The sequence below is a fragment of the Rhodanobacter glycinis genome, from assembly GCF_900114325.1.
Taxonomy (GTDB): domain Bacteria; phylum Pseudomonadota; class Gammaproteobacteria; order Xanthomonadales; family Rhodanobacteraceae; genus Rhodanobacter_A; species Rhodanobacter_A glycinis.
In genome coordinates this window covers 234514-248180 of record NZ_FOSR01000001.1, presented here as the reverse complement: position 1 = coordinate 248180, position 13667 = coordinate 234514, and the positions used below count along the sequence as shown (strand labels likewise).

15 protein-coding genes are annotated in these 13667 nt (G+C 66.3%); all 15 read left to right on the top strand.

Annotated elements, in window-relative coordinates; all coding sequences use genetic code 11:
- The first annotated feature begins 44 nt into the window (after positions 1–44).
- Entirely contained in the window at positions 45–539 is a 495-nt protein-coding gene (locus tag BMY90_RS01125) for a MarR family winged helix-turn-helix transcriptional regulator (RefSeq protein WP_237711886.1), read from the top strand.
- Positions 536–2056 (top strand): efflux transporter outer membrane subunit, encoded by a 1521-nt coding sequence (locus BMY90_RS01120; RefSeq protein WP_092700600.1) that lies wholly within the window; start codon positions 536–538, stop codon positions 2054–2056. Before BMY90_RS01125 ends, BMY90_RS01120 begins: the two co-directional genes overlap by 4 nt.
- On the top strand, positions 2053–3249 hold the full coding sequence (locus tag BMY90_RS01115) for an HlyD/EmrA/EmrK family protein (protein WP_092700597.1): 1197 nt from the start codon (positions 2053–2055) through the stop codon (positions 3247–3249). Before BMY90_RS01120 ends, BMY90_RS01115 begins: the two co-directional genes overlap by 4 nt.
- 24 nt (positions 3250–3273) lie before the next feature.
- Complete coding sequence (locus BMY90_RS01110; RefSeq protein WP_092700594.1) at positions 3274–4827, top strand: DHA2 family efflux MFS transporter permease subunit; 1554 nt, start codon at positions 3274–3276, stop codon at positions 4825–4827.
- Positions 4828–4912: 85 nt separating this feature from the next.
- The gene (gene phaR, locus BMY90_RS01105) at positions 4913–5413 is read left to right on the top strand and encodes a polyhydroxyalkanoate synthesis repressor PhaR (protein WP_008213897.1); all 501 of its coding nucleotides are present in this window, start codon (positions 4913–4915) and stop codon (positions 5411–5413) included.
- A gap of 72 nt (positions 5414–5485) precedes the next feature.
- Complete coding sequence (phbB, locus tag BMY90_RS01100; RefSeq protein ID WP_092700591.1) at positions 5486–6247, top strand: acetoacetyl-CoA reductase; 762 nt, start codon at positions 5486–5488, stop codon at positions 6245–6247.
- 182 nt (positions 6248–6429) lie between these two features.
- Entirely contained in the window at positions 6430–7797 is a 1368-nt protein-coding gene (locus tag BMY90_RS01095) for an FAD-dependent oxidoreductase (RefSeq protein WP_092700589.1), read from the top strand.
- Positions 7790–8200, top strand: a complete 411-nt coding sequence (locus BMY90_RS01090) for a DUF3293 domain-containing protein (RefSeq protein WP_092700586.1) — start codon at positions 7790–7792, stop codon at positions 8198–8200. Before BMY90_RS01095 ends, BMY90_RS01090 begins: the two co-directional genes overlap by 8 nt.
- Positions 8201–8258: 58 nt before the next feature.
- Positions 8259–8894 carry a cytochrome c biogenesis heme-transporting ATPase CcmA gene (gene ccmA, locus BMY90_RS01085; RefSeq protein ID WP_092700583.1) on the top strand — a complete coding sequence of 212 codons (636 nt, stop codon included), beginning with the start codon at positions 8259–8261 and terminating at the stop codon, positions 8892–8894.
- Positions 8891–9577, top strand: a complete 687-nt coding sequence (ccmB, locus tag BMY90_RS01080; protein ID WP_092700580.1) for a heme exporter protein CcmB — start codon at positions 8891–8893, stop codon at positions 9575–9577. Before ccmA ends, ccmB begins: the two co-directional genes overlap by 4 nt.
- Position 9578: 1 nt before the next feature.
- Entirely contained in the window at positions 9579–10337 is a 759-nt protein-coding gene (locus tag BMY90_RS01075) for a heme ABC transporter permease (RefSeq protein WP_092700577.1), read from the top strand.
- Positions 10334–10549: a heme exporter protein CcmD gene (ccmD, locus tag BMY90_RS01070; RefSeq protein ID WP_092700574.1), complete on the top strand. Its 216-nt coding sequence runs from the start codon at positions 10334–10336 to the stop codon at positions 10547–10549. Before BMY90_RS01075 ends, ccmD begins: the two co-directional genes overlap by 4 nt.
- Positions 10550–10573: 24 nt before the next feature.
- Positions 10574–11041: a cytochrome c maturation protein CcmE gene (gene ccmE / locus BMY90_RS01065; RefSeq protein ID WP_008207978.1), complete on the top strand. Its 468-nt coding sequence runs from the start codon at positions 10574–10576 to the stop codon at positions 11039–11041.
- Complete coding sequence (locus BMY90_RS01060; protein ID WP_092700571.1) at positions 11038–13029, top strand: heme lyase CcmF/NrfE family subunit; 1992 nt, start codon at positions 11038–11040, stop codon at positions 13027–13029. The genes ccmE and BMY90_RS01060 overlap by 4 nt, the downstream gene beginning before the upstream one ends.
- Entirely contained in the window at positions 13026–13568 is a 543-nt protein-coding gene (locus BMY90_RS01055; protein ID WP_008207974.1) for a DsbE family thiol:disulfide interchange protein, read from the top strand. Before BMY90_RS01060 ends, BMY90_RS01055 begins: the two co-directional genes overlap by 4 nt.
- Positions 13569–13667 lie beyond the last annotated feature (99 nt).

The window sequence follows — 13667 nt, the reverse complement described above, 5'->3', positions numbered from 1 at the left end:
GTGGTCGCGCTGAAATGATTGGACTGGGCAACTGCATCGAAATGATGGACGAGGGAATCGACCGGGTGAACCAGGTCATCCCCCAACTGCCTCGCGACGAGGCCAAGCTTTGTCGCCTGCTGCTCATGGTCGGCACTGGCCTGGAAGAGGATCTCGAGTTCCAGCTCAAGCCGCACAAGCTCAACCACAGCGAATTCCTCACCCTGATGATCCTGTACAGCCGCCCGGATGGCAGCTCGACACCCGGCGAGCTTTGCGAATTCGCCAGCCAGGGGGCCACCAACATGACCCGCATCGGCAACGCGCTCTCCAAGCGCGGCCTGATCGTCCGTGGCGCCAGTGCCGAGGACCGCCGGCGCGTGGCCATCCGCATCACCGCGGCGGGCCGGCGCTTCGTGCAGAAAGTGCTGCCGCCGCTGTTCCCCCGCCTCGACACGATGTTCGATGGCTTCAGCACCACCGACAAGCGCAACTTCAGTCACCTGCTGCGCAAGCTCGCCCACAACCTCGATCAACTGCACGCGGACCCCGCGCCATGAATCATTCCCCATCCCGGCCCGCGCGACTCGTCTTGTCGGCCGCGCTGGCGATTGCCGTTGCCGGTTGCGCCCTCGCGCCAGCGAAAATAAAGCACCCCGCATTGCGCGACGACGTGCCGCTGGCCGGCCTGCAGGTGCCTACCCGCGCCGGCTGGCCGGCGGCCGACTGGTGGCGTGCCTACCACGACCCGCAGCTCGACACGCTGATGGCGCTGGCGCTGAAACAATCGCCCAGCCTGGCCGAAGCGCATTCCCGCGTGCAGACGGCGGAACAGTCGGTGCGCCTGGCCGCGGCCCAGGCCGGCCTCAGCATCAACGGCAGCGCCCAGGTCACGCGCCAGCGATTGAGCGAACACGGCATGATCCCGCCGCAGTTCCTCGGCTTCACCTGGTACAACCAGGCCGACCTCGGCGTGCAGTTGCAGTACGACTTCGACTGGTGGGGCAAGAAGCGCGCCGCCATCGATGCCGCGCTGGACCAGGCGCACGCCGCCGAGGCCCAGCGCAGCGCCGCCGCGCTGACCATCGAGAACGCTGTCGCCGATACCTACTTCGGCTGGCTGGCCGACCAGGCGCGACTTGAGCTTGCGCGCAAGGCCGTCGCCACCCAGCAACAACTTCTGCAGATTGCCCGCCTGCGCGTGAAGCAAGGCGTGGACGAGCCGGATACCGTCCAGCAGTCGGCATCCAACCTGGCCGCCGCGCAGCAGATGCAAGTCGCCATCGACAGCTCGGCGCAAATCCGCAAGGTGGCGCTCGCCGCGCTGCTCGGCGTGGCGCCAGCCGACCTGCCCGACTTGCAGCCGCGCGCCCTGCCCGCCATCAATGGCGCACTGCCGGCCAATGCTCGCCTCGACCTGATTGCCCGCCGCCCGGACATCGCTGCCAGTCGCTGGCAGGTGGAAGCCGCACTGCGACAGACCGACCAGGCTCGCGCGCAGTTCTTCCCCGACATCAGCATCAGCGCAATGGCCGGCCTGTCCAGCACCAACCAGGGCGCCCCGGCGATGTTTGGCGGTGGCAGCAGCGGCGATCTGATGAATGTCTTCAGCCCGAGCAGTCGCGTGTTCAGCCTGGCTCCTGCCATCCACCTGCCGATCTTCGAAGGCGGCCGGCTGAAGGCGGCCTACGGCGTCAGCCGCGCCCAACTCGATGCCGCCGTGGCCCAATACAACGCCGTGGTGACCGATGCGGCGCGTGACGTCGCCACCCAGGCACTGGGCGCCGAGCAGATCGCCGCCCGTCGCAAGCAGCAGGCACGCCAGGTACAGGCCGAACAGCAGCTCGTCGACAGCGCACAGGCCCGCGTGCGCCAGGGCGTGCGCGATGCCCGCGCCAGCCTCGCCGCCACCGCGCAATGGCTGCAGCAGAAAGACACCGCGATCAATCTTCACGCGCAGGCACTGACCACCGATCTGGCCCTGATCAAGGCGCTCGGCGGCGGCTATCACATGCCGGCGCCCGCCGATTCCACGTCCGCACCGACGACATCCCCCTCCGGAGCCCACACCCCATGAGCGCGAACGAAACCACCGCGTCGCCCGAAAGCAACGACAGCGGCATGGCCGCCAAGGACCCGGCCAAGCGCCGGCGTGTCCTGCTGATCGTCGCCGGCATCTTCATCCTCATCGGGCTGGTCTGGTTCCTGCTGTGGCTGTTCGTGTTCTCCACCCGCGAGACCACGGACAATGCTTACGTCGGCGGCAACCAGGTGACCATTTCGTCACAGGTTCCCGGCACCGTCGTGGCGATTCTTGCCGACGACACCGAACATGTGAAAGCCGGCCAGGTGCTGGTGAAACTGGACAGCACCGATGCCGACGTGCGCCTGCGCCAGGCACGCAGTGCGCTGGCCATGGCCGTGCGCCAGGTGCGCCAGCAGACCGATTCGGCCGGGGGCGCCGACGCCGGCGTCGCCGCGCGCAAGGTGCAACTGGCACAGGCGCAATCCGATCTCAAGCGCCATCTGCCGTTGCTGGCCGCCCATGCCGAATCGCCCGAGATCGTGCAGCACCTGCGCGATGGCGTGGCGCAGGCGCAGGCTGCACTGGCCACTGCCGAAGCCCAGGCCAAGGCGGCGCACGCGGCGATTGCCGGCACCGATATCGCCCAGAACCCGGCGGTGGAACAGGCCCGCGCCAATTTCCGCGCCGCCTGGGTCGCCTCCGAGCGCAACACCATCGTGGCGCCGGTCTCCGGCTACGTGGCACAGCGCAGCGTGCAACTCGGCAGCAGCGTGGCGCCGGGCCAGCAATTGATGACCGTGGTGCCGCTGCATCATTTATGGGTGGACGCCAACTTCAAGGAAAACCAGTTGCGCCACATCCGTATCGGCCAGCCGGTGAAGATCACCACCGACCTGTACGGCGATGACGTGACCTATCACGGCAAGGTGGTCGGCATGGGGGCCGGCACCGGCAGCGTGTTCTCGCTGCTGCCCGCGCAGAACGCCACCGGCAACTGGATCAAGGTGGTGCAGCGCGTACCGGTACGCATCTCGCTGGACGACAAGGAGCTGGACAAGCATCCGTTGCGCGTGGGCCTTTCCGCCGATGCCGTCGTCGACATCAAGAACGACAACGGTCCCGTGCTGGCCCCGGGCGAAGCGCTGCCGGCCGCCTCGACCAGCGTCTACGACCAGATCGCCAGCCAGGCCGACGCGGAAGCCGACAAGATCATTCGCGCCAACCTCGGTTCCGCGTCGCACTGACCGCCCGGATCCCCCGACATCCCCATGGCCGACCTCCCCGCCGAGACCACCGCCGCGCCCAAGCCGTTGCAGGGCATGCCGCTGGTGCTGCTCACCATCGCCGTCGCGTTCAGCACGTTCATGGAAGTGCTGGACATGACCATCGTCAACGTGGCCGTGCCACACATTTCCGGCAGCCTGGGCGTAAGCCCCAACGAAGGCACCTGGACGATCAGCTCCTACGCGCTGGCCAGCGCGATCATGCAACCGCTGACCGGCTGGCTGGCACGGCGCTTCGGTGAAGTACGAACGTTCACCGTCTCGGTGTTGTTGTTCGTGGTGTTTTCCATGCTGTGCGGCATGGCCACCAGCATGCCGATGCTGGTGATGTGCCGCCTGCTGCAGGGCGCCGGTTCCGGCCCGATGGTGGCACTGTCGCTGACCCTGCTGCTGTCCAGCTATTCAAAGGAAAAACAGGGCATCGCGCTGGCCTTGTGGGCGATGACCGTGGTGGTGGCACCGATCTTCGGTCCGATCCTGGGCGGCTGGCTCACCGACAACTTTTCGTGGCCGTGGATCTTCTTCATCAACCTGCCGGTGGGATTGCTGGCGGCCATCATCACCTGGACTTTGCTGCACAAGCGCGAGACGAAGACCGTCAAGGCACCGATCGACATGATCGGCCTGGTGCTGCTGGTGGCCGGCGTGGGCTGCCTGCAATTCATGCTGGACAACGGCAACGACCACGACTGGTTCGCCTCGCCGCTGATCCTGACCCTGGGCATTATCGCGCTGGTCAGCCTGACCTTCCTGGTGGTGTGGGAGATCCACGCCAAGCACCCGGTGGTGGACCTGTCGCTGTTCAAGCAGCGCAACTTCACGGTCGGCGTGGTCGCGTTGTCGCTGGGCATGTTCGCGTTCTTCGGCATCAACGTGGTGTTCCCGCTGTGGTTGCAGGTGGACCTTGGCTACACCGCCACCTGGGCCGGTCTGGCCACCGCACCGGTGGGCGTGCTGGCGTTCCTGATGTCGCCGATCCTCGGCAAGAACATGCACAAGCTGGAACTGCGCTGGGTGGTGACCTTCGCGTTCGTGATCTTCGCGATCACCTCGTACTGGTTTTCGCGCTTCGACAGCTCCGCCTCGTTCGGCACGCTGGCGCTGCCGCGCTTCGTGATGGGTCTGGCAATCCCCTGCTTCTTCATTCCGCTGAACCAGATCTACCTGGCTGGTCTGCCCGCCACCGAAATTGCCAGCGCCTCGGGCCTGTCCAACTTCTGCCGCACGATCGGTTCGAGCATGTCCACCGCCATCACGGTGACGCTGTGGCAGCACCGCAGCGAAATGCACCATGCCACGCTCACCGAATATGTCAGCCCCGGCCAGCCGGCAGCCACGCACTTCATCGAGCGGCTGTCGCACAGCGGTTTGTCGCACACGCAAAGCCTCGGCCTGATCGACAATCTGGTCACGCGCGAATCGCTCACGCTGGCGGTGAACGACGTCTTCCTGGCCTGCGCCGTGCTGTTCCTGCTGCTGATTCCGGTGTTGTGGTTTGCTCGCCCACCGTTCGGCAGCGGTGGCGCCATGGGTCACTGACGCCGCCCATGCTGCACCATGCAGTGCAGCATGGATTGGCCACTGGCGACTGGTGCGGCGCAATAAGTTCTGCTAGGTTGCCGCCATGGCACAAGCAACCCGCATCATCAAAAAGTACCCGAACCGCCGGCTGTACGACACGGAGATCTCCAGCTACATCACGCTGGAAGAAGTCCGTCAATTGGTCCTGGACGGCGAAAATTTCGAAGTGCGCGACGCCAAGAGCGGCGACGACCTGACCCGCGCCGTGCTGCTGCAGATCATCTCCGAACACGAGGAGAAGGGGCAGCCGATGCTGTCGCCACAATTGCTGCGGCATATCATCCGTTTCTACGGCGACTCGCTGCAGGGCTTCATGGGGCCGTATCTGGAGCGCAGCCTGCAGGTCTTCCTCGACCAGCAACAGCAATTCCGGACCCAGCTCAACAGCCTGATGGGCCAGACCCCGTGGTCGATGCTCAACGACCTGACCGAGCGCAACATGGATGCGTGGAAGTCGATGCAGCGCGGCCTGATCGACGCTGCCACGCAGGTGCAGTCCGCCACCACCGGGCCTGCCGGACGCGGCGGCAAGAAATCCGGCTGACGGGCCTTTCCCGCCATCCCCGCGCTGCAGCACGATACGTGCTGCTGTGCGCCATGAGCGCGAGTCGAGATCATGAGTTCTTCCGCATCCGAAGCCCGTCTGGCCGTCGTCACGGGCGGCCTTGGCGGGCTTGGCACTGAAATTTGCCGTCACCTGGCTCGGGCCGGCCGCCGCGTGGTGGCGCTAGACCTGGCCGCGCGCACGGAACGTATCGAAACCTTCCAGCGCGAACTGGCCGATCTCGGCGACAGCGTCACTTTCGAACCGGGCGACGTGGCCGACTTCGATGCCAGCCAGACCGCCATAGAGCGCATCGAGGCCAAGCACGGCGACATCGACATTCTGGTCAACGCCGCCGGCATCACCCGCGACGCCAGTCTGCGCAAGATGACGCCGCAGCAATGGCACGAACTGTTGCGGGTGAACCTGGACGGCGTGTTCAACATGTGCCGCCACGTGGTCGAAGGCATGAGCACGCGCAGCTTCGGGCGCATCGTCAACATCAGTTCGGTGAATGGCCAGACCGGGCAGTTCGGGCAGACCAACTACTCCGCCGCCAAGGCCGGCGTGCACGGCTTCGGCATGGCGCTGGCTCGCGAAACCGCACGCAAGGGCATCACCGTCAACACCGTCTCGCCCGGCTATTGCGACACGCCGATGGTCGCGGCGGTACCGGAAGACATCCGCGCACAAATCATTGCCGGCATCCCGGTGGGGCGCCTCGGCTCACCCGCCGACATCGCCCGCGCGGTGGTGTTCCTGGCCGCCGACGAGGCTGGCTACATCACCGGCGCCAACCTGCCGGTGAACGGCGGCTACTTCATGAGTTTCTGAACACAAGAATCTCCTGTAGGAGCGCACCCTGTGCGCGAATGCTCTTGGCTTCGATCCGGCGCGAGAGCATTCGCACACAGGGCGCGCTCCTGCCTCGGAAAGACGAGCTCGCCGAGGGCGTAGGGATTGCGGTCGCGTACGACTTGCGGAACAGTGGCGCGATCCCCTCGACGGAACGCGGCATGACGAAGCCCTCCATCACCCTCATCGGCGGCGGCCTGGTCGGCGCACTGCTCGGCACCCTGCTCGCACGCCGTGGCTACCGGGTCGACCTGTTCGAGAAACGCACGGACCCGCGCCGGGCTGGCTTCGCCGGTGGACGCTCGATCAACCTTGCCCTGGCCGAACGCGGGCTGCATGCGTTGCGCCAGGCTGACCTGGCCGACGAGGTGCTTGAACACGCGGTGATGATGCGTGGCCGCATGGTGCATCCGCGCGAGGGCGCCTCCGGGCTGCAACGCTACGGCGTGGACGACAGCGAGGTGATCTGGTCGGTCGCGCGAGGCGGGTTGAACGTGTTGCTGCTGGACGCCGCCGAGGCCGCTGGCGTGCAACTGCACTTCGGCCAGTCGCTGGCGAGTGCGGACTTCGACGCACGACGTATCCGGGTAATCGATGACCACGGTATCCACCGCGAAGTCGAGGCCGGCGTGCTGATCGGCGCCGACGGGGCCGGCTCGGCCCTGCGCGCGGCGATGGACGCACACACGCCACTGGGCCTGCGTGTGGAAGCACTCGGCCACGGCTACAAGGAACTGGAAATTCCACCCGCGCAAGGCGATGGCCGCGCCCGCTTCGCGCTGGAGCCGAACGCGCTGCATATCTGGCCGCGCGGCGGCTACATGTGCATCGCACTGCCGAATACCGAGGGCAGCTTCACCGTCACGCTGTTCCTGCCCGCGAAGGGCGCGCACCCCAGCTTCGCCAGCCTGCCCGACGCGGCGCATGCCGCCGCATTTTTCCGCGAGGATTTTCCCGACCTGCTGCCGCTGATCCCGAACTTCGCCGAGGACTACGACAGTCATCCGGTCGGCACGCTTTCCACGCTTTACCTGGATCGCTGGCACCTGGACGGTCGCGCGCTGCTGATCGGCGACGCCGCCCACGCCATCGTGCCGTTCCACGGCCAGGGCATGAACTGCGGCTTCGAGGACACCGTGGCGTTGGCAGATCTGCTGGCCGAGTCCGGTCGCGACACCGCCGATGCCTTCGCCGAATTCCAGCGCATCCGCCAACCCGATGCCGACGCGATTGCGCAGATGGCGCTGGAAAACTACGTGGAGATGCGCGACTCGGTGGCCGACCCGCACTACCTCGCCAAACGCGAACTGGGTGCCGCACTGGCCGAACGCATCCCCAGCCACTACATGGCGCGCTATCGACTTGTCACGTTCACCCACCTGCCCTACGCCTACGCACTGGAACGCGGCCGCGCACAAGATGCCTTGTTGCGCCGGCTGCTCGGCGAGAGCTGCGACGCGAAGACCGTCGACCTCGCCGCCGCCGAAGCGCTGTTCAAGTCCGCACTGCCGCCGCTGGCGCATGGATGACGCGCTGCTGGCGGCGTATCGCGCCAGCACCTATCGGGTTCGGCTGACCGGTGGCGGCTGGGCCACGATTCGCATCGATGAAGCGCTGCCCGACGCGCTGGCTCCGCACGTCGGCCGGCAACACTGGGCATTCATCACGGCCTGGAACCCCGGTTCGCAACCCGTCGCCCGATCGATCAATCGCCGCTCGCAACGCACCTTGCTCGAAGCCCTGCATGCGCTCGCGGCCACAGTCGTCGTGCGTCCGGGCTGCGGGGTCGGCACCGACGGCTGGCACGAACCCAGCTTTTTCGTGATCGGCCCGGGCTTGGGCGACATGGATATCCTGGCCCATCGATACGAACAAAATGCCTATGTCCACGGCGAAGGCGCCCAGCCGGCCCGACTGCGACAACTGCGTTGAACCCAGCGGCAGCGCGCCGCATGGACAAGGTCAGCAGGCATTGCGGACAATGGCGGTAATGACCGCCGCCATTCCAGCCACGCCACTGCTCGAAGCCCGCGCCCTGTGCTTCCATCGCCAGGACGAGCCGGTATTCGGTCCGCTGGATTTCCGTCTCGACGCCGGCGAACTCACCCTGATCGAGGGCGACAACGGCAGCGGCAAGACCACGCTGATGCGCATCCTCACCGGTTTGCTGCACGCCGAGGAAGGCGAGTTGCTGTGGCGTGGCGAGCCGCTGCATCGCGACCGCTGCGTGGGCGACATCGTGTTCCTCGGCCACCAGCTTGGTCTGAAATCGGAATTGACGCCGCGCGAGAACCTGCGCGTGGCCATCGGCCTGCACGGCCATCGCGAGCACACCGACATCGATGCCGTGCTCGCCCAGGTTGGACTGGCAGGCTACGGCGATGAACCCGTGCGCCGTCTCTCCGCCGGCCAGAAAAAACGTGCGGCACTGGCGCGACTGTTGTTGATTCCGGCGACGCTGTGGCTGCTGGACGAGCCCTACGCCAACCTCGACCGCACCGGCATCGAGCTGGTCAACCGCCTGCTCGCCGAACACATTGCCCGCGGCGGCGCGGCGCTGGTGACCAGCCATGGTGCGGTGGGCTTCCACGGCGGCGAACCACAGCGTATCCGGATGCACGCATGAACCACGCACCGCTTGCGCCCGCCTGCGCCGCGCTGCTGCGACGCGACCTCACTCTGGCCTGGCGCCAGCGCGGCGACATCGCCTTGCCTGTGCTGTACGCACTGATCGTCAGCACGCTGTTCCCGTTCGCGCTGGGGCCGGACCTGGCCTTGTTACAACGGATCGCCGGCGGCGCGGTACTGGTGACCGTGCTGCTGGCCATGCTGCTGGCACTGGATGCGATGTTCCGCAGCGACATCGAGGACGGTTCGCTGGAACAACTGATGCTCTCGCCGCAACCGCTGGCGCCGATGCTGGGCATGAAGATCCTCGCCCACTGGCTGACCACCGCGCTGCCGCTGATCGTGATCGCACCGCTGCTGGCCAGCCTGCTGCACCTGCCCGTGGCGGTGATGCCGGTTCTGCTGCTAGCGCTGTTGCTGGCCACGCCACTGATCAGTCTGCTCGGCGCCGTGCTGGTGGCGCTGACGGCCGGCTCGCGACGCTCTGGTATGCTGCTTGCCTTGATGCTGTTGCCCTTGTGCGTCCCGGTGGTGATCTTTGCAGCCGGCGCCTTGGCGGCGGCCCAACAGGGTTTGCCGTGGATTGCCCCCATCGCCTGGCTGGGCGCCGCACTGGCGCTGGCCGTGGTGCTGGCGCCGCTGGCCTGCGCCGCCGCCTTACGCATTGCGCTGGATTCATAAGATGGCCAAGTGGATTCCCCTCTGGTTGCACAAGTTGAGCTCACCGCCGACGTTCTACGCGTTCGCCGGCAAGGTGCGGCCGTGGGCCATCGCGTTGGCGCTGATCCTCGGCGTGATCGCGCTGTACGGCGCTCTGGTGCTGGCGCCACCGGATTACCAGCAAGGCGATGATTACCGCATCATCTTCATCCACGTGCCGAGTGCGTGGATGAGCCTGTTCATCTACGCGGTGATGGGCGTGTCCGCCTTCATCGCGCTGGTCTGGCGGATCAAGCTGGCCGAGGTGGTGGCGATGGAATCGGCGCCGATCGGCGCGGCCTTCACCTTCATCACCCTGGTCACCGGCTCGCTGTGGGGCGAGCGCATGTGGGGCACCTGGTGGACCTGGGATGCGCGGCTCACCTCGGAGCTGGTGCTGCTGTTTTTGTACCTGGGCGTGATCGGGCTGTACCACTCGTTCGAAGACCGCCGCCAAGGCGCGCGCGCCGCCGCGTTCTTGGCCATCATCGGCATCATCAACGTGCCGATCGTGCACTTCTCGGTGCAATGGTGGAACACGCTGCACCAGGGCAGCACGGTGAACCTGTTCGGCAAGTCGCACATCGCGACGGACATGTTGTGGCCGCTGCTGACCATGATGGTGGCGACCAAGGCCTATTACGTGGCCAGCCTGTGCGGCCGCGTGCGCACCGACCTGCTGGCGCTGGAAGGCGGCAAGGACTGGGTGCGCAAGATCGCTGCCGCGGAGAAATCCCGATGAGCGGTTCGTTCGAAAGCTTTCTCGCGATGGGCGGCTACGCGGCCTACGTATGGCCGTCCTATGCGGTGTTCCTGCTGGTGCTGCTCGCCGACTGGCTGGCGCCCGCCTTCCGCCGCCGCCGCATCCTGCGTGAACTTCGCGGCCGCATGGCCCGTCAAAGTGCCCGCGAACGCGGCAAGGATGGCGCCGCACCTTTTCCACCCGCGCCCTAGCGCAATCTTTTCTGCGACATCGACATGAACCCCACGCGCAAACGCCGACTCATCATTGTCCTGCTGGTCATCGCTGCTGCCGCCGTGGCGGTGGGGCTGACGGTCTTCGCGTTGCAGCGGAACATGAATTACCTGTTCACCCCCAGCCAGGTGGAAGCAGGCAAGGCCCACGCCTACAGCACGTTCCGCCTCGGCGGCATGGTCAAGGCCGGCTCGATCAAGCGCAGCGACGACTCGCTGAAAGTGCAGTTCACCGTGGTCGATGCCTCCGGCGCAATGCCCGTGGTGTACACCGGCATCCTCCCCGACCTGTTTCGCGCAAATCAATCGGTCATCACTACCGGCCACATGGACGGCAACCACTTCGTGGCCACCCAGGTACTCGCCAAGCATGACGAGACCTACATGCCGAAGGAGCTGAAGGACGCGATGGCGCAAGCCCATGCGGGCAAGCACATCGACGAATCCGCCATGCCGGAGAAAACACCATGACACCCGAACTCGGCCAACTCGCCCTCATCCTGGCCATGCTGCTGGCAATGGCGCAGGCCGTGCTGCCGCTGGTTGGTGCATGGCGCGGCAACCGCGCGCTGATGGCCACCGCGCGCCCCGCTGCCGCCGGACAGGCGGTGTTCGTGGCGCTGGCCTTCCTGATCCTGGTGTGGGCCTTCCTGCACTTCGATTTCTCGGTGCGTTACGTGGCCGACAACTCCAACCTGGAGCTGCCGTGGTACTACCGCATCGCCGCGGTATGGGGCGCGCACGAGGGCTCGCTGCTGCTGTGGATCCTGATCCTCAACGTGTGGACCATCGCGCTGGCGATCTTCAGCCGCAACCTGCCCGAAGCTTTCGCCGCGCGCGTGCTCGGCGTACTCGGGCTGATCTCGGTCGGCTTCCTGTCGTTCACCATTTTCACTTCTGATCCCTTCGGCCGCCTGCTGCCGATGCCGATGAATGGCGCCGACCTCAACCCGGTGCTGCAGGATCCGGGCATGACCTTCCACCCGCCGATGCTGTACATGGGTTACGTGGGGTTTTCGGTGGCCTTCGCGTTCTCCATTGCGGCGCTGCTGGGCGGTTCGATGGAGCAGGCCTGGGTGCGCCAAGCGCGCCCGTGGACCAACGCGGCATGGGGCTTCCTCACCTGCGGCATCGTCGCCGGCAGTTGGTGGGCCTACGCCGAACTGGGCTGGGGCGGCTGGTGGTTCTGGGACCCGGTGGAAAACGCCAGCTTCATGCCGTGGCTGGTGGGCGCGGCGCTGATCCATGCGCAGGCGATCACCGAAAAGCGCGGCTCGTTGCGCGCGTGGACCATCCTGCTTTCGATCTTCGCCTTTTCGCTATCGCTGCTGGGCACCTTCCTGGTGCGCTCGGGCGTGCTGACCTCGGTGCACGCTTTCGCCTCCGACCCGCGCCGCGGCGTTTACATACTGGTCTTCCTGGCCATCGTGGTCGGCGGTTCGCTGCTGTTGTATGCCTTGCGCGCGCCCAAGGTGATGGGCGGCAAGCCGTTCGCCGTGTTCTCGCGCGAAACCGCCTTGCTGATCGGCAACCTGATGTTCGCCGTGGCCGCCGCCATGGTGTTGCTGGGTACGTTGTTCCCGCTGATCGGCGATGCGCTGCACCTGGGCAAGATCTCGGTCGGACCACCCTACTTCGGCCTGCTGTTCCCGCTGCTGATGACGCCCGTGGTGCTGCTGTTGCCGATGGGCCCTTATCTGCGCTGGGGCAAGGGCGATGGCGGCCTGCTGAAAGGCATGCTGATCCGCTGCGCCATCGCGGCCGTGGCGTGCGCCATCGTTGCGGCCTTCTTCGTCGACGGCAGCCTGAAGGCCATCGTCGGCGTGGCTGCCGCCGTCTGGGTCGGCGCCGGCGTGCTGCTGTACGTCATCAAGCGCTGGCGCGAGATGCCGCACGGCCGGCGTTATCCCGCCGAAATGGCCGGCATGCTGTTCGCCCACTTCGGCGTGGCCGTGTTCCTGATTGGCGTGCTGCTGTCCGAATCGCTCAGCGTGTCGCGTGACGTGCGCATGGCGCCGGGCGACGTGCAGACCATCGGCAGCTACCAGTTCCGCTTCGACGGCATCAAGCAGACCACCGGTCCGAACTGGCATGCCGAGCAGGCCTCGGTGACAGTCACCCACGACGGCAAGCTGCTCAGCGTGATGCACCCGCAAAAGCGCACCTACCCGCACGACCAGGTGCAGACCGAATCGGCGGTGGACGCCGGCATCACCCGCGACCTGTACGTGGCGCTGGGCGAGCCGATGGACGCGGGCAACCTGCACGGCGCCTGGGCGCTGCGCGTGTACTACAAGCCGTTCGTGCGCTGGATCTGGGGCGGCGGTCTGCTGATGATGCTGGGCGGTTTCGTGGCGGCCTGCGATCGCCGCTTCCGGGTCAAGCGCACGGCCACGGAAACTGCCGTGACAACCGCACCGTCGCCGAACACCCGCTTGGCTGGCGAGGCGCAGGCATGAGTCGTCTGGTCCCTTTCCTCGGCTTCGTGCTGCTGGCCGCCCTGCTCGGCTTCGGCATCTGGTGGAATACCGGCCACGATCCGCGCACGGTGCCGTCGCCGCTGATCAACAAGCCCGCGCCGGATTTCGTGCTGCCGGAACTGGACGACCCGGCCAAGACCGTCAGCAAGGCCTCGCTGCTGGGCAAGCCCTATCTCGTCAACGTGTTCGCCAGTTGGTGCTACGTCTGCGGCGAGGAACATCCGGTGCTGATGGCCGAGGCCAACCAGCTCGGCGTGCCGCTGATCGGCTACAACTACAAGGATGCGCCCGACGACGCCAAGGCGTGGCTGGCCCGGCACGGCAATCCCTACAGCATGGTGATCGCCGATCGCAGCGGCCGCACTGCGCTGAATTTCGGCGTCTACGGTGCACCGGAAACCTACCTGATCGACGCCAGGGGCATCATCCGTTACAAGCGGATCGGACCGCTCACGCCGGAAGTCATCAAGCAGCAACTGGAACCGGCCATCGCGGCGCTGAAAAAGGAGGCGCCATGAACCTGTTTCCATGGCGCGTCACCCTGCGCAGGAGCGCACCCTGTGCACGAACCCCTTTTGCCGCACGTTCACGCAAGACCCATCGCGCACAGGGTGCGC

Excerpts from the sequence above, each read along its gene's own strand:
- BMY90_RS01125 (WP_237711886.1), top strand. The coding sequence starts at position 45 with ATGGACGAGGGAATCGACCGGGTGAACCAGGTCATCCCCCAACTGCCT.
- BMY90_RS01120 (WP_092700600.1), top strand. The coding sequence starts at position 536 with ATGAATCATTCCCCATCCCGGCCCGCGCGACTCGTCTTGTCGGCCGCG.
- BMY90_RS01115 (WP_092700597.1), top strand. The coding sequence starts at position 2,053 with ATGAGCGCGAACGAAACCACCGCGTCGCCCGAAAGCAACGACAGCGGC.
- BMY90_RS01110 (WP_092700594.1), top strand. The coding sequence starts at position 3,274 with ATGGCCGACCTCCCCGCCGAGACCACCGCCGCGCCCAAGCCGTTGCAG.
- phaR (WP_008213897.1), top strand. The coding sequence starts at position 4,913 with ATGGCACAAGCAACCCGCATCATCAAAAAGTACCCGAACCGCCGGCTG.
- phbB (WP_092700591.1), top strand. The coding sequence starts at position 5,486 with ATGAGTTCTTCCGCATCCGAAGCCCGTCTGGCCGTCGTCACGGGCGGC.
- BMY90_RS01095 (WP_092700589.1), top strand. The coding sequence starts at position 6,430 with ATGACGAAGCCCTCCATCACCCTCATCGGCGGCGGCCTGGTCGGCGCA.
- BMY90_RS01090 (WP_092700586.1), top strand. The coding sequence starts at position 7,790 with ATGGATGACGCGCTGCTGGCGGCGTATCGCGCCAGCACCTATCGGGTT.
- ccmA (WP_092700583.1), top strand. The coding sequence starts at position 8,259 with ATGACCGCCGCCATTCCAGCCACGCCACTGCTCGAAGCCCGCGCCCTG.
- ccmB (WP_092700580.1), top strand. The coding sequence starts at position 8,891 with ATGAACCACGCACCGCTTGCGCCCGCCTGCGCCGCGCTGCTGCGACGC.
- BMY90_RS01075 (WP_092700577.1), top strand. The coding sequence starts at position 9,579 with ATGGCCAAGTGGATTCCCCTCTGGTTGCACAAGTTGAGCTCACCGCCG.
- ccmD (WP_092700574.1), top strand. The coding sequence starts at position 10,334 with ATGAGCGGTTCGTTCGAAAGCTTTCTCGCGATGGGCGGCTACGCGGCC.
- ccmE (WP_008207978.1), top strand. The coding sequence starts at position 10,574 with ATGAACCCCACGCGCAAACGCCGACTCATCATTGTCCTGCTGGTCATC.
- BMY90_RS01060 (WP_092700571.1), top strand. The coding sequence starts at position 11,038 with ATGACACCCGAACTCGGCCAACTCGCCCTCATCCTGGCCATGCTGCTG.
- BMY90_RS01055 (WP_008207974.1), top strand. The coding sequence starts at position 13,026 with ATGAGTCGTCTGGTCCCTTTCCTCGGCTTCGTGCTGCTGGCCGCCCTG.